The organism is Arsenicibacter sp. R0_47, from assembly GCF_057652235.1.
The window spans coordinates 58,239-76,691 of the sequence record NZ_JBYFCJ010000031.1; the positions used below are offsets into that span (position 1 = coordinate 58,239).

15 protein-coding genes are annotated in these 18,453 nt (G+C 50.9%); 8 read left to right on the plus strand and 7 right to left on the minus strand.

What is annotated here, in order from left to right:
- Positions 1-7: 7 nt before the first annotated feature.
- The 5 genes from AC23NW_RS30365 (at position 8) to AC23NW_RS30385 (ending at position 7,379) form a co-directional block, all read left to right on the plus strand.
- Positions 8-1,159 carry an acyltransferase family protein gene (locus AC23NW_RS30365; RefSeq protein WP_487454241.1) on the plus strand — a complete coding sequence of 384 codons (1,152 nt, stop codon included), beginning with the start codon at positions 8-10 and terminating at the stop codon, positions 1,157-1,159.
- Between the two features lie 189 nt (positions 1,160-1,348).
- Positions 1,349-2,113, plus strand: a complete 765-nt coding sequence (locus AC23NW_RS30370; protein ID WP_293834640.1) for a glycosyltransferase family 2 protein — start codon at positions 1,349-1,351, stop codon at positions 2,111-2,113.
- Between the two features lie 2 nt (positions 2,114-2,115).
- A complete protein-coding gene (locus AC23NW_RS30375) occupies positions 2,116-3,507 on the plus strand; it encodes a protoporphyrinogen/coproporphyrinogen oxidase (RefSeq protein WP_487454243.1) in 1,392 nt (463 codons plus the stop codon).
- Positions 3,508-3,639: 132 nt separating this feature from the next.
- Entirely contained in the window at positions 3,640-6,345 is a 2,706-nt protein-coding gene (locus tag AC23NW_RS30380) for a hypothetical protein (RefSeq protein ID WP_487454244.1), read from the plus strand.
- Positions 6,345-7,379, plus strand: coding sequence for a hypothetical protein (locus AC23NW_RS30385; RefSeq protein ID WP_487454245.1), 1,035 nt, complete (start codon positions 6,345-6,347; stop codon positions 7,377-7,379). Before AC23NW_RS30380 ends, AC23NW_RS30385 begins: the two co-directional genes overlap by 1 nt.
- On the opposite strand, the gene AC23NW_RS30390 is transcribed toward AC23NW_RS30385, so the two are convergent.
- Positions 7,376-7,942, minus strand: coding sequence for a 1-acyl-sn-glycerol-3-phosphate acyltransferase (locus AC23NW_RS30390; protein ID WP_487454247.1), 567 nt, complete (start codon positions 7,940-7,942; stop codon positions 7,376-7,378). The genes AC23NW_RS30385 and AC23NW_RS30390 overlap by 4 nt on opposite strands.
- Before the next feature lie 274 nt (positions 7,943-8,216).
- Positions 8,217-9,365: a bifunctional histidinol-phosphatase/imidazoleglycerol-phosphate dehydratase HisB gene (hisB, locus tag AC23NW_RS30395; protein WP_293834649.1), complete on the minus strand. Its 1,149-nt coding sequence runs from the start codon at positions 9,363-9,365 to the stop codon at positions 8,217-8,219.
- Positions 9,366-9,640: 275 nt separating this feature from the next.
- Here hisB and AC23NW_RS30400 point away from each other — a divergent pair, with 275 nt between their 5' ends.
- Together AC23NW_RS30400 and AC23NW_RS30405 are read left to right on the plus strand one after the other, a co-directional pair.
- Positions 9,641-10,615, plus strand: coding sequence for an NYN domain-containing protein (locus tag AC23NW_RS30400; protein ID WP_293834651.1), 975 nt, complete (start codon positions 9,641-9,643; stop codon positions 10,613-10,615).
- A gap of 501 nt (positions 10,616-11,116) precedes the next feature.
- A complete protein-coding gene (locus AC23NW_RS30405) occupies positions 11,117-13,030 on the plus strand; it encodes a DEAD/DEAH box helicase (RefSeq protein WP_487454249.1) in 1,914 nt (637 codons plus the stop codon).
- 105 nt (positions 13,031-13,135) lie between these two features.
- Here AC23NW_RS30405 and AC23NW_RS30410 read toward each other — a convergent pair whose 3' ends face one another.
- Genes AC23NW_RS30410 through apaG form a run of 3 tightly spaced genes read right to left on the minus strand, consistent with a single transcriptional unit; the run spans position 13,136 to position 15,693 of the window.
- Positions 13,136-14,497 (minus strand): monooxygenase, encoded by a 1,362-nt coding sequence (locus AC23NW_RS30410; RefSeq protein ID WP_487454251.1) that lies wholly within the window; start codon positions 14,495-14,497, stop codon positions 13,136-13,138.
- Between the two features lie 12 nt (positions 14,498-14,509).
- Positions 14,510-15,295: an O-methyltransferase gene (locus AC23NW_RS30415; protein WP_487454253.1), complete on the minus strand. Its 786-nt coding sequence runs from the start codon at positions 15,293-15,295 to the stop codon at positions 14,510-14,512.
- 11 nt (positions 15,296-15,306) lie between these two features.
- Positions 15,307-15,693 (minus strand): Co2+/Mg2+ efflux protein ApaG, encoded by a 387-nt coding sequence (gene apaG, locus AC23NW_RS30420; protein ID WP_293834658.1) that lies wholly within the window; start codon positions 15,691-15,693, stop codon positions 15,307-15,309.
- A 91-nt stretch (positions 15,694-15,784) separates the two neighbouring features.
- On the opposite strand from apaG, the gene ung reads away from it, so the two are divergent.
- Positions 15,785-16,450 (plus strand): uracil-DNA glycosylase, encoded by a 666-nt coding sequence (gene ung / locus AC23NW_RS30425; protein ID WP_293834660.1) that lies wholly within the window; start codon positions 15,785-15,787, stop codon positions 16,448-16,450.
- 76 nt (positions 16,451-16,526) lie between these two features.
- On the opposite strand, the gene lepB is transcribed toward ung, so the two are convergent.
- Together lepB and dapB are read right to left on the minus strand one after the other, a co-directional pair.
- Positions 16,527-17,693, minus strand: coding sequence for a signal peptidase I (gene lepB, locus AC23NW_RS30430; RefSeq protein WP_487454254.1), 1,167 nt, complete (start codon positions 17,691-17,693; stop codon positions 16,527-16,529).
- Between the two features lie 34 nt (positions 17,694-17,727).
- A complete protein-coding gene (gene dapB, locus AC23NW_RS30435; RefSeq protein WP_487454256.1) occupies positions 17,728-18,450 on the minus strand; it encodes a 4-hydroxy-tetrahydrodipicolinate reductase in 723 nt (240 codons plus the stop codon).
- Positions 18,451-18,453: the final 3 nt, after the last annotated feature.

Here is an 18,453-nt window from a genome sequence, read left to right on the forward strand (position 1 = left end):
CGTCATTATGCAGTCGAATGCCCATCAGTCTATAGAAACAAGTCAAAAACAGAAGAACTACCTTGTTCAGCTGGATGGTTTACGGTTTATTGCCGTGACTCTGGTAATGTTCGATCACTGGTTGGGCGAGCAGAATCAGTTACCATTGGGGTATTTCGGTGTAAACCTGTTTTTTGTTCTGAGCGGCTTTCTGATTACCCGTATCCTGATCACCAGCCAGCAGCATGACGAACGGCTCGGGCGCGGTCACGGCCACTCCCTTAAAGCCTTTTTTATCCGCCGGAGTCTGCGCATTTTCCCGGTCTATTACCTGACTATTCTCATACTGGCGCTGATCAACTTTCAGTCGGTACGCATGGCTTTTGGCTGGTTAATGACCTACACCCAGAATATCTGGATTGTGGCTCATCAAACCTGGCTGGGAGCGATCGATCACCTTTGGTCACTCGCCGTTGAAGAGCAGTTTTATATCTTTTTTCCCTTCCTGGTGCTCTTTATTCCGGGCCGGTACCTGCTGCGGACGCTGTTTATATTGATTGCAGTTTCGTTTCTGCTACGGGTGGCCTTGTTTGTGACGCAGGCCCCTTGGATGGCTCAGTTTGTACTGATGCCTACCTGCCTCGACGCCTTCGGGCTGGGCGGCATACTGGCCTACCTTATGGTTAATCAGCGCGAACGGTTCACCAGACTGGTGAGCAGCAACGGACTGCTGCTCCTCAGTTTTGTACTATATGCCCTGAATATCTACCTGATGAAAATACTGCCCGGAACGGCGGATAATGCCTCCCGCAATATCGCTACCGACATTACAGACCGGTTTGTTACATCGCTGTTCTGTATGTTTCTGATCGGACGGGCGGTTGTTGGCTTCAGCGGTCCGGTTAAGGCACTGCTAACCAACCGGGTGAGTGTCTACCTGGGCCAGATCAGCTATGGTTTGTACCTTTTTCATAACCTGATTTTCAATTATTACCATACACAGCCTGCTTATATCACCTTACGGGTCTGGAATAAAGCGGCCTCCCTCCTGCCGTTATTGACAAGTACACCAATACTGAAATTGTGTTATTTCTACGGGTTAACGGTTCTGCTGGCAACATTGTCGTGGTTTATCATCGAAAAGCCCGTTAACTCGCTAAAAGATAAATTTTCGTATTAAGGAAGGCGAATAGTAAGGCTATGGGAACCGGCCGCTTGATAAAGTCCAATTTTCTTCACAGACTTACGGCTAACAATTAGCTATATTTGCACAATCATTATCAATAGATAAAAGAGTCAGGGTTCTTCGATGGTGTACACCCGACCTGTGTGTATACAAAAGCGGAGCCAATCGTACTCCAGAGACCAGATGAGTATTTTGCTGTCAATCGTGATGCCGGCCTATAATGAGGAAGAGTGCATCGAACTTGTTGTTGAGCAATGGACCGGTATGCTAGACCGGCAATTTCCCGCTGATAATACCCGGCTGATCGTCATCAACGACGGCTCAAAAGACCGTACAGGCGAAATCCTGGATCAGATCAAAGACAAATACCCTAAGCTGTTTGTGGTTAACCAGAAAAACGGCGGCCACGGCAATGCCGTTGTGAATGGCTACCGGCAGGCGGTCGCGCTGGACTCGGAGTATGTATTCCAGACCGACAGCGACGATCAGTTTGTTACGGATGACTTCATGAAGCTCTGGGCCAAACGCCACGAATCACCGTTTATCCTGGGCTACCGGCAGGTGCGTCATGATGCCGGTGCACGTCTGATCATCACACGGATCCTGCAATACAGTATTGCTGCCATTTACGGTACGTTTATTTCAGACAGCAATATTCCTTTCCGGCTTATCAAAGGCAGTTTCCTGAAAAAACTGCTGGCCCAATTACCGGATCCGGAACCGTTTGCACCGAATATTTTCCTGGCCGTGATGGCGAAGAAAGCCGGCTGTAATCTGTTTGATATCCCCATTACGCACAAAGAACGCCAGACGGGAACTGTCTCTATCCTGAAGTGGAAGCTGCTGAAAGTGTGCATGCAGAGCTTCCGGGAATTAGCGCAGTTCCGGCTCGATCTAAACCGTAAGGTCAGGGCAATCCGCCAGCCTGAACCGGTGACTACCTTATAATCATGAAGCATAAATATGTGATCATTGGCTCCGGCCCTACCGGCTTAGGAGCAGCATATCGACTCAAAGAGCTTGGTATTACAGACTTTATTGTTCTGGAAAAAGAAGACCGTATCGGTGGCTTAGCCAAAAGCTTCGTCGACGAAAAAGGCTTTGTCTGGGACGTTGGCGGCCACGTTCAGTTTTCTCACTATTCGTATTTTGACGATCTGATGCGCAAAGCCCTCGGCGAAGACGGCTGGCTGACGCATCAGCGTGAATCATGGGTCTGGATCGAAGACCGGTTTGTGCCGTATCCGTTCCAGAACAACATCAGGTACCTGAAGCCGGAAACGATGTGGAAATGCCTTGAAGGCATCATCCAGAACTATAAATTCCCGAGTAACCGCAAGCCCGCCAACTTCCGGGAGTGGATTCTGCAAACGTTCGGCCCTGGTCTGGCCGACACGTTTATGTTTCCTTACAATTTCAAGGTCTGGGCTTACCCTGCCGAAGAGATGAACGCTGTCTGGGTCGGTGAACGCGTAGCGGTAACGGATCTGGCCCGGGTAACCAAAAATATTATCTTCAATCAGGAAGACTACTCGTGGGGCCCTAACTCAACCTTCCAGTTTCCGAAATTCGGTGGAACCGGCGGCATCTGGGAGTCGGTCGGTAATCTGGTCGGCCGTGAGTATATCAAACTGAACGCCGCCGTCACCAGCGTTAATGCCCCGGCCCAAAAACTGACCCTTGGCACCGGTGAAGAGATCGAATATGAACACCTGCTCAATACAATGCCGGTCGACATTTTCACACGTCTTGTTGAAGGACTGGACAGGACGGTAACCGAAAAAGCACAGGGGCTGAAGCACTCATCGACCAATGTGGTAGGTATCGGCCTGAAAGGAAAGCCGAAGAAATCGCTGGAAACAATGTGCTGGATGTATTTCCCGGAAGCCAACAGCCCGTATTACCGGGTAACGGTTTTCTCGAACTACAGCCCGAACAACGTACCGGCCGATGGTGAGTACTGGTCGCTTATGACCGAAACCAGCGAATCAACCGCAAAGCCGGTTGACCGTGAAACGTTGATTCAGGACACCATTAAGGCCCTGCTCGAAGACCAGCTTATCGAGTCGGCCGACGATGTTGTATCAACCTTCCACGTAGCATTCGAATATGGGTACCCGACGCCTTCGGTTGAGCGCGACGGTATCCTGAAAGATGTTTTACCTGCGCTCGAACCGTTCAATATTTATTCACGCGGCCGCTTCGGTGCCTGGAAATATGAAGTCAGTAATCAGGACCACTCGCTGATGCAGGGAGTGGAATGGGCCAGCCGGATGGTTACAAAGGTTCCGGAGCTGACCTTATTCTTCCCCGAAACCGCCAACGCCATGTGGGGCAAATAAGGCTGAGGCACATGCCTTGCTACGAGACGGGTCCTGCCCGTCTCGTTTTTTTATACCTGTTCATAAATATCAGTGCGTATATACGACTCTTTCCGCCGTTGATTAAAGGTCATTGTCGTATTTTTGCTGCTTATGAAAAAACGTATCTGGATTGGTATTGGCGCAATTGCAGCAGCGATATTGGCATGGGCAGGCTATCAGCAGTTCATAGCCAGACCCCGGTCGCTGTCAGCCCTGATACCGGCAGATGCCTTACTCGTGTTCGACAGCCAGGCACTACAGGCACCGGTTTCCATGCGCGCCTTACGGACTCAGATGCCGCTCCGGAAAGTACCGGTCTTTCAGGAAGCTCTCCAGAATCTCGAACGCTTTTTTTATTCGGCCGCTGACACCGCGACCGCGCGGGCGTTTCTGGCCCGGAAAGTGGTCCGGTACTCGCTCCACCCGATCTCAAAAACGCAGTTAGGCTTTGTTTTTTATATTCCCCTCGATCAGAACAGTGATCCGGCATTTCTCGAAAAAATCCGCCACCCCGATCAGAGCAAATACCGGATGCTGGCACGCTCGTTTTCCGACGAACGGATCCAGGAACTGGTCAGCCTTACCAACCAGTCGTATGGTACCTTCTTCGCAACCGAACATTTTCTGATTGGCAGTTCGTCGGGGGTATTGGTTGAGAACGTAATCCGGACGCTGCATAAGACACTGCCCCGCAGTGAACAGGAAATTAATTTCCGGATCGACGCCGATCATGTTGCCGGTTTATCCATCCGTCCCGAAGTAATGCAGGCGCTCTTTGAGCAGCCGGAAGCCAAACGGTCGCTGGTGAACCTGTTCCTGCCCGAAAAGCTCAGTCTCCAGTTCCGGCAGTCGGCCAGTCGGACCCACCTGATCGGTTATGCGGCCGATGACATCGGCAACCGGCAGGATATTGCAAATATCTTTGTTGATCAAACGCCTGTCCGCATTCAGAGCGGGGATGTCATCCCGCAAAATACCGCCGTACTGTATCATCTCGGTCTGAGTAATCCGGCCCGGTTCGGTCAGTCGATGGCGCGTGTACTGGGCTCTACGTCCAACGAATCCGTACAGGAGCGCATCGAGAAACTGGAAGAAGATTTGCCCGGTTTCTTTAACGCCCTGGGTCAGGACGTCATTCTTTGCCGGCTCGAATCGGCCGTTAATGCCAACCGGAAAATAATTATCCTGAAAGCGAAAGATGTCCGGAAGCTGTCGACAGAATTCCAGAATCTGGCCTTTCTGACCGGTGCGAAAGGGCCGTCAACGGTCAAAACCTTCCTGAAACACAAGCTGCTGCGGGTAAATGTCCCCGAATTGCCGGCCTCACTTTTCAGCAATCTGTTCAGCGGTTTTCCGCAAAGCTGGATTACCCAGCACGGCAATTACCTCCTCATTGCCAACGGCGAAGATGTGATGCAGGACTATTTACAGCAGCTTGACCGCAAAGCGGTCTGGGCAACTGATCCGCGCCAGCTGGGGCTGTTGAACCAGATTCTGCGTCCGGCCAATTTTACGGCCTTTGTCCGCGTAAACCGGTCACAGACCACCCTGCCGGCCAGCTGGCCCATTACGTGGCGTAATCTGCTTGGTTATTCGGCGGCCTCGCTGAATAACCTTGAAAACATGGTGTATCAGGCGAGCTACGGCAATGAAAAAGTACAGTCCACACTCGTACTGGGGCGCTCCACCCGGCAATCGGGTAGCAATGTCCTGAACAGGCTGTTGCTGCGCCGGCGTGTTGAGTTTAATGCGCCGCTGATTGCCGCCCCGGTCGTTTCCGGCAACCTCGCCGACGGTTCGGCCCAGTTTTATGCCCAGAACAACGCCGGTCAGTTTGTGCTGGTGACGCCGGAAGGCGATAAAATTGTACAGGATACAACGGATGGAGCGATCCGCAGCAATATTGTTGCGGCTGATTACCTCAGCAACGGACGGTTGCAATACCTGTTCATGACCGCCAGGAAGCTGTATGTCGCCGACCCGAATCCGGATGCACGGACGGTTAAACTGAGAAGCATTACCCTGCCAGCCGGTATCGACCCTTCCCTGCTCCTGCTACCGAGGGGGAGCAGGCAATCCAGCCTGATTGCGCTGGCCGCCCACAAGGATGGCCATATTTACGCTCTTGACCGGCAGAAAAAAGCCTTTACCCGCCTGATTAAAAACCCGCATCCGGGCCCGCTGCTGCTGCCTTTTCAGCTGATAGATGAGGGGAACGGCATGGAAATTCTGGCCCTTCAGGCCGACGGGACGCTGCATCGCTGGCACGACGACGGTACGTATGTGACGCATTTTCCGGCAAAACTGACTTTTGACGGGGTTGATAAACCCTTCGTCAGCCCTGTACTGCAACCGGCAGGGAGTACCATGATGCAGGCCGTTACTACCCAGGGCGAAGTACTTGATCTGCACCCCAATGGTCTCATTGCCAAACGCAGTCAGCTCTACCGGCCCATCCGTGACGGATCGTTCCGGCTTTTTCCGGATGCTGCCCAGACCAACTGGCTGCTGCTGCGCACAACCGATACTGAAACCGCCATTCTGGATCAGCAGGGCAATCTTCAGCTGGATATTCGCGGCCTCAAGCCCGGCGAAAGTAATGTCCGTTACCACCGGCTTGGTACCGGTGTGGAACTGATCAGCATTAAATCCGGCGGTTTTACGGATATTTACACCCTGAACCGGCGAAAAATCAACGACCGGCCCATACCAAGTGACTTCCCCGTGGTACTTCAGCTCGACGAGCAAACGGGTGAGTTGTACATTCTGAGCGGAATCAGCAAAGCGGTTCAGCTCTTTTCGATCCGAATACGATAATGACCCGATTAATTCGCTATAGCCTGATTGGCGTTGCTTTCTTATTGTGGCTGGGCGGCTGTTCCGGCTCCGTTATGCACTGGATGTATCAGACCGGATTTGTTGCCGATGACTACCGCTTCGGCGATCTGTACCGGCTCTCCAGCCTGCCGCAGTTTAAGGAACCGCAGCTTCCCTGCGACGATCCCGCGCCGGTCCAAACCGACTCCGCTGCGCGCCCCATGTCACTCTACATCATCGGTGACAGTTTCAGCGAGCCTCAACGCCTGAGCCAGGCAGCCTTTCAGGGCGCAGGTTTGCCGGTGAACGATTACCGGCGGGTACATTGGGAAAACCAACTGCCGGTAAAGCTTGATACCAGTAAATACAATGTGCTGATTCTGGAGACTGTAGAACGCCACTTCCGGGAGCACTTTGCGCGGCCGGTGCAGTCACTGGCCGTTGTTCAGGATACTAGCCGCACGGCAACCGGCGGAGAACCTGCGAAAACGTGGCGTCGTCAGCTATTCGACCAGATTCAGTCAAAAGGCATTGAAGAGCGCCTCGAAACCGTACTGTTCAGTCAGAATCTGTTTTTATGGGTAAAGGAATTGAAAGCCTCCCTGACGCTTAACCTGTTTGACCGGTATAGTCCGAAAGTCGGCTTATCGAAAGACCGGCAGCATGTCTTTGTTGATCTGGATGTAGACACCGCCAAAGTGCTTAATTCATCGTTTGCGCCATTGGGGAATAAAGAGGTCAAACGCCTGGTTGATAGCCTGAATCAGGTAGCCCTGCGTTACCGCAAAGCCGGTTTCGATGCCGTTTACCTGTCGATTATTCCTAATAAGGCAAGTATTCTCGATCCGTCACGCGGCCCCTATAATCACCTGATTGAGCGTATTCAGCAGCATCCGCGTTTAAAGGTACCTGTTATAGATGTGTATTCATCGTACAGAAACAGCCGGGTACCGGTGTACGCCACCGGCGATTCGCACTGGAACTGCACGGGCCGCAAGGTTTGGCTGGAGCAGGTAGTGAACGTGATCCGTTAGCTGATTTCGCCCGTTTCGGCGTAGTGCTGTAACCAGTCTTTCCGGACACCCTGCACCTGCAGGAAGAAATCGTATATCGCCCGCATATCCTGCTCATAATTCCCGGTCATGTACATGGGCTCACTCAGGATAACGAGTTTGCGGGGATAATCGAAGCCAGTCAGAATCAGCGGAACGTTTGCCTTAAGACCAATGTAGTAGAAGCCGGTCTTTAACTTTGACACATTACTGCGGGTGCCTTCCGGCGTAATGCACACATGAAGCTGCTCATTGCTGTTCAGAATGTCAACAATGGCATCAACCAGGTTATTGGCCTTATTACGATAAACCGGTTTACCGCCAAGAATACGGAAAAACCAGCCGGCATACCAGGTAAATAACTGGCTTTTGGCGAGGTACTGTATCCAGATCCGGAGTTCGGCCCGTACGCCGACGCCAACGGGAAAGTCCCAGTTGGTTGCATGGGGAGCAACGACCCAGATACCTTTAGGAATATGAGGAATGTTGCCGGCAATCTTCCAGCCGGACAGCCCGAACAACCAGCGGGCAAGTGCACTGAACATAGGCGTAGGAACGACAATGTGTTACAGCCAAGTAGCCCGCAAACAGCCACAGAACGGGCTGTTTGCGAACCAGCTTATGCTTAGTAGTTCCGCTCTTTGCGTTGCAGCCAACGGCCTGCAATGAATGCGGCAGTTAACAAAACAGCATAGAACAGGAGCGTTAAAGGAGTTGACAAATCCATAATCTGAACCAGGTTGTTTTTTTGGCAAAGTACGGCAATGAGGAGTGGTTTTGCAACCCTATTCCCCTGCCTTTTCAGAAAGTTTATGCCCGTTACAGAACGCCTTTTGTACTGGGCAGGTTATCAATTTCGGCGATGTTCCGGCTAACGGCCATTTTGATGGCCTTCGCAAACGCCTTAAAAACCGCTTCAATTTTGTGATGCTCGTTATCACCCTCCACCTTAATATTCAGATTACATAAAGCCGTATCGGAGAATGATTTAAAAAAATGGAAGAACATTTCGGTCGGCATATCCCCGATTTTTTCGCGGCGGAATTCAGCCTCCCATACCAGCCACGGCCGGCCGGAGAAATCAATGGCTACCTGCGCCAAGGCCTCATCCATCGGCAGCAGGAAGCCATACCGGCTGATGCCCCGTTTGTCGCCGAGGGCCTTGCGATAGGCTTCACCGAGGGCCAGTGCAGTGTCTTCGATGGTATGATGTTCGTCAATATGCAGATCACCGTTCACCTCAATGCTGAGGTCGGCCCCGGAATGCTTGGCTACCTGGTCCAGCATGTGATCGAAAAAGCCGAGACCGGTTTTCATGGATGATTTTCCGGTACCATCCAGATTCAACTCAATCCGGATCTGCGTTTCTTTCGTATTACGTTCTACAGAAGCCGTACGGGCCGGCAGACGCAGGAATTCATAAATGGCGTGCCAGCTGTCGGTTTTGAGCGCAATCGTCTGTTCCATTGACTCCGTCAGGCCGGCAATATCAGCCATTTGCGTAGTTTGTGACAGGTTAGGCGGTAAAAACAGAATGGCTTTGGCGCCCAGATTGATCGCCAGCTGGACATCCGTCATCCGGTCACCGATAACATAACTATTGGCCAGGTCGTATTCTCCGGTCAGGTATTGGCTTAGCATACCGATGCCTGGCTTACGGGTTGTTGAGTTATCGTGGGGGAAATGACGGTCAATGTGCTCGGCTGCGAAGTGAATATTTTCACCCGCAAAGGTTGTCAGCATTTTCCGGTGGGCCGGCCAGAATGTCGCTTCCGGAAAAATATCGGTTCCGAGGCCATCCTGATTCGTCACCATTACCAGTTCGTAATCAGTTTCTTCCGCGATTTTTCGCAGCGCTGATAAAACACCGGGGATGAATTCAAGCTTTTCCAGCGAGTCAATCTGGAAGTCAGACTGGGGTTCAATAATCAGCGTTCCGTCGCGGTCTATGAATAATACGTTGCGCATAGTGCAGTTTTTCTACGAGTAGGCAAAGATACCTATCCGCTTTAATTACTGCGAAAATCATCGTATTTTTGCGTTTATTAATATGAATTTCTGCACGCTGTGCGCTATACAATATCGTTTATACCAGCAGTAAGACTACTCTGATTATACAGTATTATTCTTATCCGGTGTCTATCTATCAATCACGCCACAATAGCTGTCCATACTGATAAGTCATCCTCATAGGTTGTAAAAACAGAAAAATTGTAAATAAAATAATAGATAAAAAAACAAATATGCCTAACACTCGTCATGGGTTAACCCGTATCGGAGTTTTTTACGATGGTAATTATTTCTTACACGTCAGCAATTACTATAACTACTCTCACGAACGTCGCAGTCGAATAAGTATTTCCGGTTTACACGAATTCATCCGCCGTCAGATTTCAGAAGAAGAAGGTGCGGATGTACGGCTCTGCCAGATTGTAGATGCCCATTATTTCAGAGGTCGCCTGAACGCGCATGAGGCGCATCAACGCGGCAATCAGCTTTTTTATGACCGCCTTTTTGATGACATTCTGATGTCGGAGGGCGTTGTTACCCATTATCTACCGGTAAAAACATATCAGGGATTCCGGCAGGAAAAAGGAATTGATGTCTGGCTTGCCCTGGAAGCCTTTGAACTGGCACTTTATAAAAAATTTGACGTATTAGTATTAATTACTGCCGACGGCGACTATGTTCCACTTATCCGTAAACTGAATACACTGGGTACCCGCGTGATGGTTCTGAGCTGGGACTTCGAGTTCTTTAATGATGAAGGCGAAAAGCTTGTCACCCGCACATCCCAGGATCTGCTGGCCGAAGTATCGTATCCGGTAGCCATGCACGAGATGATCGACAACCGGCTCCGTAAGAATGATCCGACGGTTCAGAATCTGTTTGTCAAACAACAGCCCCGTCCCAGCTTTTCGGTGCCAGGCACTACCAGCACCAGCGGGCTGCTGACAACCGGCTTCGATCAGGATTCCTCGTTTGATGATGAACTGCTGGATGCTGATCCGGAAGAACGCAGAATCAGTACGATCCGGAGCCTGAAAACCGGGTACGGGTTTATCAACTACCCGCCGAATAACCTGTTTTTTCATTATACCAGCCTGATCGACTCTGATTTCAACGAATTACAGATTGAGGACGAAGTAGAATTTAAACTTGGCAAAAATGCCGAAGGCAAGGATATTGCCGTAGATGTTCGGCTTCTGCCGGTTTAAACCATATAAACTTTTTCTCTTAGCCGGATAGTACAAATTTTTCCGGCTAAGAGAATACATTATAGAGGCTGAAAAATAAAAATAATGCAATCTTATAAAGCTCATAGTTGCTTTTTTATTAGTTTCTTCTTACTTTTGTAAAAGTTTTACAAGCGACATCCGTCAAGCTTCTGTTTTTTTATCTCGGTCAAAACGAAGAAAGGCGTAACGAAAAAACCATTGTTTTTTCCTGCTACTTTCAGTTCTTCAATTTTATCAGACAGAACCGGTACGGATGATCCGACGGTCTCTGTGGGCTATCAATACGTAGGGGAATCACATCACTGTTGGTCTTAAAATGGTTCAGCGCGGTCAACTTCGCGCAAGGGTTTAGGCTTAGGGCCTTGGGGAATCAGGTGGGGCAACTTCGTTGGGTATATTTCTGCAAAGCATAGTTCACCAGTACCGTCAGCAGGCAGATCGTCTGTTGCTTGGGATGTTTTTTTTATTATTTATAACATCATGATCGAATTGGAACAAAACCAATCAGACGTATTGGAACAATCTGTTGTTACAGAACAACCTAAGTCTTTGAACAACCCGAATCAACGCACTTTTCACGACCTCAACCTTTCGGATGACATACAGCGCGCCATCGATGACATGGGCTTTGTAACCCCGTCACCTATCCAGGCTGAAGCAATCCCGCACATTTTATCAGGACGTGATGTAATTGGTCAGGCGCAAACCGGTACCGGCAAAACCGCCGCGTTTGGTATCCCTGCCCTTGAAATGATTGATATCACTGAACGTTCAGTTCAGACGCTGGTGCTTTGCCCGACGCGTGAACTGGCCCTTCAGGTAGCGGACGAAATCCGCAAACTGTCGAAACACAAGCGCGGTCTCCGCGTTGAAGCCATCTACGGCGGTGATTCTATCGAACGCCAGATCCGTGCCCTGAAAGGTGGCGTGCATATCGTAATCGGCACACCAGGCCGCGTTATGGACCACATGGAACGTAACACCCTGAAGCTCGATAACGTAAAAATGATGATTCTCGACGAAGCCGATGAAATGTTAGACATGGGCTTCCGCGAAGATATCGAAAGCATTCTGGAAGATATGCCGGAAGAGCGTCAGACGATTCTGTTCTCGGCTACTATGTCGAAGCCGATTATGGCCATGACGCAGCGCTTCCAGAAAGAGCCTGTACTGGTGAAGGTAGTTAAGAAAGAACTGACCAACCAGAACATTGAGCAGGTTTATTTCGAAGTGAAACCAAAAGCAAAAGCGGAGGTAATGTGCCGTCTGATCGACATGTACGACCTGAAGCTGATGCTCGTTTTCTGTAACACGAAACGCAAAGTCGACGAAATCGTGGAAGACATGCAGATCCGCGGCTATATGGCCGAAGGCCTGCACGGTGACCTGCGCCAGTCGCAGCGGAATAACGTTATGGCGAAGTTCCGTGCCGGTACAACCAACATCCTGGTAGCTACTGACGTAGCCGCCCGTGGTATTGACGTTGACGATGTGGATGCGGTTATTAACTTCGACATTCCGCTCGACGAAGAATATTACGTACACCGGATCGGCCGTACAGGTCGCGCGGGCAAATCAGGCCGTGCGTTCTCACTGGTAAGCCGTGACGAGAAATTCCGTTTCCGCGAAATCCAGACCTATACAAAGGTTAAGGTAGATAAAGGCGTAATTCCTTCGTTTGAAGATATCGTCGGTATCCGGAAAGCCCGTTTCATTGAGCAACTGCAGCAGACCATCGAAGCCAGCAACGATCTGTCGCTGTTTGAAGATGTATTGACGCAGCTACAGCACGCAGGCCTGTCTACTGAACAGGTTGTTGCCGCCCTGGTGAAACGTAGCATGGGTATCGAGAAAAACGAATTCTCTGATCAGAATCTGGCACTGGAAGATGATCGTCGGGGCGACCGTAAGGACCGCAACGGCCGCTCAGGTGACCGTGATGACCGTCGGGGTGGCCGGTTTGGCGACCGCGAACGCGAAGGTAGCCGCTTCGGTGGCGATGATCGCCGGGGCCGCTTCGGCGACCGTGAGCGTGAAGGCAGCCGGTTTGGCGGTGATGACCGCCGGAGTCGCTTCGGTGACCGCGAACGCAGCGGCGGTGACCGCCGTGGTTCTTCAGACGACCGCCGTCAGCCACGCGAACCACGGGAGCGTGAAGCACACATGACCCGTCTGTTCGTAAGCATCGGCCGTAAGGATTTTGTTCGTCCGGGTGATATTGTTGGTGCCATTGCCGGTGAATCAAACATTCCGGGTAACAGCATCGGCCACATCGACATCTATGACAAATTCACGTACGTTGATGTACCGAATGATGCCGTAAACAGTGTGCTGGACGCCATGGAAGGCAATACCATTAAAGGACGCCGTGTGAATGTTGAAGTAGCCCGGTAAATACATTGTAGAACGGAATGACATTCCGTTCTGCTTTTAAATCTTTTTGTAGTGGTGGCACGATTCAGAATCGTGCCACCACTTTTTTTGTGCTACGTTTCGAGCTTAATTTTCGTAAAAGTAGCCGAAAATAATCCCCATCTCATCTTCGCTGGTGAGACCGAAGCCAACCGCTTTGTTGGTTGTATTGTTGTAGGTAATCTCCGAGATCAGCCCCTCTCCTGCTTTCAGCGTAACCGGCGTTTTAAAGGTAAGAATGTCCGGATGCTCCCAGTCCGTCGCCGTATACAGCACTTCCCCGTTCCGCGTACCGCCATAAATCTTGATGACAAACTTCTCACCGAGCTTGTGCGTGTGCGAGGTCAGGGCCAGAATTGTTCTTGGCTTATTGAAGGTAAAAGTCTTGGACAGCGTCACCCGCGAATTTGCCGGGATATTCAGGCTCTGGTTAGCCAGATTAAGCGTTTGCACAACCGTCTGCACCTTTGATTTATCCACTGAGTACAGGTTCATGGACACTTCGCCGGGAATGGGGGCAGTTGTCTTATTGACATAGTGCGAATTCATATCCAGCGATGTATTGGCCGGTAAAAGCAGCGCTGTTCCGGCAGGGAATGTATAATCGTAGCTTGCTGACTGGCTGCCGGCCAGAAACACATGGTTCTGCATCGTCAGGAAGGTTGTCAGATTCAGCGATCCGTCGGCATTCCGCAGGTCACGTACCTGATCAAGCGGCGGATAGGACGCGTTGGAAAACGAATAGGCAACAAAATGGTGGCTGTTCGGCCGCATTTTGATCTGGATACGATTAACATACATGTCGCCCGTATTGCCAACCATCCGGCGCATAAACAGTTCCCGTTCAAAATTCGGGGCGACGGTAAACTGCGGCAGGCTCATCTGCCGCCCTTCCGTTGCAGCCGGTACCGGTAAGGCTTCAAAAAGCGATGTCACATAGCTCGGTGTCGTATCATCCAGCAGGGATGCATCCACAACATTACCATCCTTCGGCGCACCGGCTTCAATCCACCGCCGGATAAACTCAATTTTACCCACCGACAATGCATCACCACCCAACGGCATCGGATTACCATACTGTTTTGTGGCATGGTGTGCCGGCTCAAAGTTCAGCTTATAATACAGGAGGCTTTGTAGCGACGCAAACGCTTTGACACGGAGATACCCATCGGCCTTCGCATCGGTATTGGCCGGTGCTACGCCCACCAGATTCTGATACGCTGCGCCTTCTGCCAGAACGAGTCCGTGCTGCTTAAACGCCGCATCTTTTTCCGATGCATGGCAACCGGCCGTAGCGCAGGAAGGCGTCAGGATTTTTTTCTGCATGAGTCCGAAACTGGACTCATCAGCAGGTTTTGCATCCGTGCCGGTTTGCTGACACGAGCCAACCAGTATAGCGATGCCAACGACACCCGCCAGGGCGATTTGATAAGATAAGAAATACTTCATGCGAAAAGCAGATCAGAAACGCAGGGTAAAGTGTTGTTTCAACTGTTCTTTACGAAAGAAAACCAGTCCTACGCCGAAGAGATCGACCGTTGCGGTTACATCCGGATGGTCTTTAATCGTTGCCCAGGCCTGTTCCATTTCGTTCGACCAATGAATATCATCAAAGATAAACACAGAATCGTTATGTATTTTGGGTAAACATACATTAAAATACTGAACAGTAGGCGTATACCGGTGATTGGCATCGAAGAACACCATATCCAGCTGCGCTACCTTCTGTACCTGTTCCGGCAAGGTTGCGGCCAGATCGCCTACGAGGACCTCTACCTGGTTACACCCGAGCCGGGCCAGATGCTGACGTGCCTTTTCTGCCGTTGCCGGACACCCTTCAAAGCTGGTTACAAAGCCGCCGGTCCTGGCAGCGCCTTTGGCAAGATAAGCAGTTGTGAGGCCAAGCGATGTACCTAAATCAAAAATGGTACGCGCCTGAAAACGTTGGCTCAGGCGGTACAGCAGTTGCGCATAGGCCGGTGATTTCGCCGAGTGGCGGGCAATAGCCCCTACCGTCCGCGTGTTGGCCGGCGTCAGACGGGAACCGGCCCCTAAATCAACAACGGCCAGTTCTTCGCGGCTTTGTTTCAGTTCGCGCCGGAGCGCTTCTATCTGCGCGAAAAACGGCTCGTCAGCGCCTTTTCTTTCAGGTCGGATGGTTTGCCGGTACAGATCAAACAAAAACGGAGAATGCAGGGAATGCTCGTTCCCGGCCTTAACTGCGTACCGTAAATAGGGAATAATCAACGTGGAAGCGTTTAATTCAACTTGAACGGAGCCACCATGGTAAATTCAGGGATGGCTACGCTGACGTATTTTCCGTCAATAATGCGTTCGACAAGGTAATGGCCGATCATTTTACCCATGCTGGAGCGCAGGTTGCAGCCCGAAACGTACTCGTGTACTTCGCCGGGCTCAAGCACCGGTTGTTGCCCGACCACGCCTTCGCCTTCGACTTCGCGAACCGTTCCGTTTGAATCGTAAATCGTCCAGTGACGCCGGAGCAACTGAATGGTATACTCACTGGCGTTCTCGATGGTGATGCGGTAGGTAAATACGTAATGTGATTGAAGCGGGCTTGAGTACTCGGCCTGATATTCCGTCCTTACGCTAACCTTTATGCCTTCTGTAACTGCCGAAACCATAAATTTTTGCCGTTCTTGACAACCTTGAAACGAAAATTAGGTTGATTAGTTTACTTTCGCAAGCAGCAAACGTTTTTTTTCACGCATTCCCATGAAAGTTGCAATCGCCGAGTCATGGCAACAACGGCTTCAACCTGAATTCGACAAGCCTTATTTTCAGGAGCTGGCTGAGTTTGTCCGACACGAATACAGTACCCAGCGCGTATACCCTCCCGGACGTCTTATTTTCAATGCTTTTGATAAATGCAGTTTTGATGACACGCGGGTTGTGATCCTTGGTCAGGACCCTTACCACGGTGAAGGTCAGGCAAATGGCCTGTCATTTTCTGTAGCCGACGGGGTCACCAAACCGCCTTCGCTCATCAATATTTTTAAGGAAATTCAGGACGATCTGGGCATTCCCGTTCCCAAATCCGGCAACCTCGAGCGCTGGGCCGTGCAGGGGGTTCTGCTCCTGAACGCCACGCTTACGGTCCGGGCCGGCCAGGCGGGCTCGCATCAGGGCAAGGGCTGGGAAACCTTTACGGATGCTGCCATCAAAGTGCTTTCCGAGCAGAAAGAACATATTGTCTTTATGCTATGGGGCGCTTATGCGCAGAAGAAAGGCGCTGTTATCGATGCCTCGAAGCATTTAGTCCTTAAATCAAAGCATCCTTCGCCGATGGCAGCCCAATGGGGCGGCTGGTTCGGCAATAAACATTTCAGCCAGGCCAACGAATACCTCCGCGAACAGGGTCTGCCGGAGATTGACTGGTAAACGACCGTATATCGTAAAAGAGAAAGGGGCGATGGTTGATCCACCGCCCCTTTTTTATGCGTTAATCCTGACCTGCTTACTCAATAATCCGGAATAAGCGGTTCCAGCGGATTTTATTCCAGAAGCTTTCCGGATTCGGGTCGATTGACATCCAGATAAAGACGGCTTTACCGACGATGTGATCTTCCGGCACAAAGCCCCAGTACCGTGAATCGTATGAATTATGCCGGTTATCCCCCATCATGAAGTAATAATCCTGCTTGAAGGTGTATGAGGTAACCGGCTTACCCTCGATGGTGATCTGCTTCGGCGTTACCTCTACCTTGCCGTTATCTTCGTATTTCTGAATCACGGTGCCATACAGCGCAATGTTCACCGAGTCCAGCTTAATGGTTACGCCTTTCTTCGGCACCGTCAGCGGCCCGAAATTGTCGATGGTCCAGTTCATCAGCGCGCCGCCGTAGATCTGTGAGTATGGCGATGGTTTCTCCGGACGGTTTTCGTCATATGGCACAATCTTCTTACACCAGTCAAACTGCTTGAATTTTTCAATCGTTTCGGCGTTTGTCACGAGCTTGTAGCCTACCAGCGCATTGGTTTTTGTTGAGTCATTGTATTGCTCAATCGGCTGCCAGTTATACGTCTCACTGCCTTTGCGGTAATCGTTCACAATATCGAACTGACGGAAGAAAGCATCATTCAGATCAGGGTTTGTCGTGTCCAGAAAATACGACAACTGCATCCGCGGCGGATTAACCGATTCCTTTCCGTTTACATAGACCTGACGGTGACGTACTTCGACCACATCGCCCGGAATACCGATGCAACGCTTGATGTAGTTTGTCCGCAGATCCGGCGGGTATTGCTCTTCAGTCGGGAAGTTGAATACCACGACATCCCCGTTTTTGACATGGGTGAAGCCCGGTAACCGGAACGACGGCAACTGAATCGCATCGCTGAACGACGGAATCTCAGTTCCCCATATTTTCTGGTGGGTAAGCGGCACCTGTAGCGGCGTGCGCGGTGTCCGCGTTCCGTAATGCAGCTTGCTGACAAACAGGAAGTCGCCTACCATCAGGCTTCGCTCCATGGATGGCGTCGGAATTGTGAACGCTTCCATAAACAGCCACCGGATGAGGGTAGCAGCCACAACAGCAAACAATATCGAGTCGAACCACTCGCGGGCTGGTGATTTTTTCGGCTTGTCCGATTTAATCTGCGGTTTTGTATTTACCTCTGACACAACGTTTTCTTTTTTTCGACTAATTCAATCTTTGCTACTCTCCTAACAGGTCATCCATTCCGAAAATACCCTGCTTGCCAACCAGCCATTCAGCCGCCACAACGGCACCAAGGGCAAACCCCTGCCGGCTGTGGGCGATATGTGAAATCTCGATCTGATCAACCTCCGACCCATAGCGGATAATGTGCGTTCCCGGCACCACCCCTTCGCGCAGGGATTCGATTTCCAGCACACTCCCGGCTACAGCCTCAGGACTTTTTTCGGCCCAGCCGGTTTTGCCCGGCAGGTTTTCCAGAATACCTTCAGCCAGCGTAATGGCGGTTCCGCTCGGCGCGTCTTTCTTTTCCGTATGGTGAATTTCGGTCATGGACACCTCGTACGACGGATAGTTTTTCATAAACTGCGCCAGTACCTTGTTCAGCCGGAAAAACAGATTCACGCCGATGCTGTAGTTCGATGCGTAGAAGAAAGCACCCTTGTGCTGCTCACACAGTGCTTCCACCTCTGCGCGGTGGTTGAGCCAGCCGGTTGTACCGCTGACAACAGGCCATCCGCGTTGCAGGCAATAGGTTATATTTTCGAAAGCCGATTCAGGTGAGCTGAATTCAATAACCACATCCACAGCGTCGCCACTGAGGGATTCCATTTCCTGACGGTTAGAAACATCGATCCGTCCGGCAATGTGATGGCCACGGTCAAGCGCAATCTTTTCAATGGTGCGCCCCATTTTACCGTAGCCGAGCAACAGAATATTCATGTA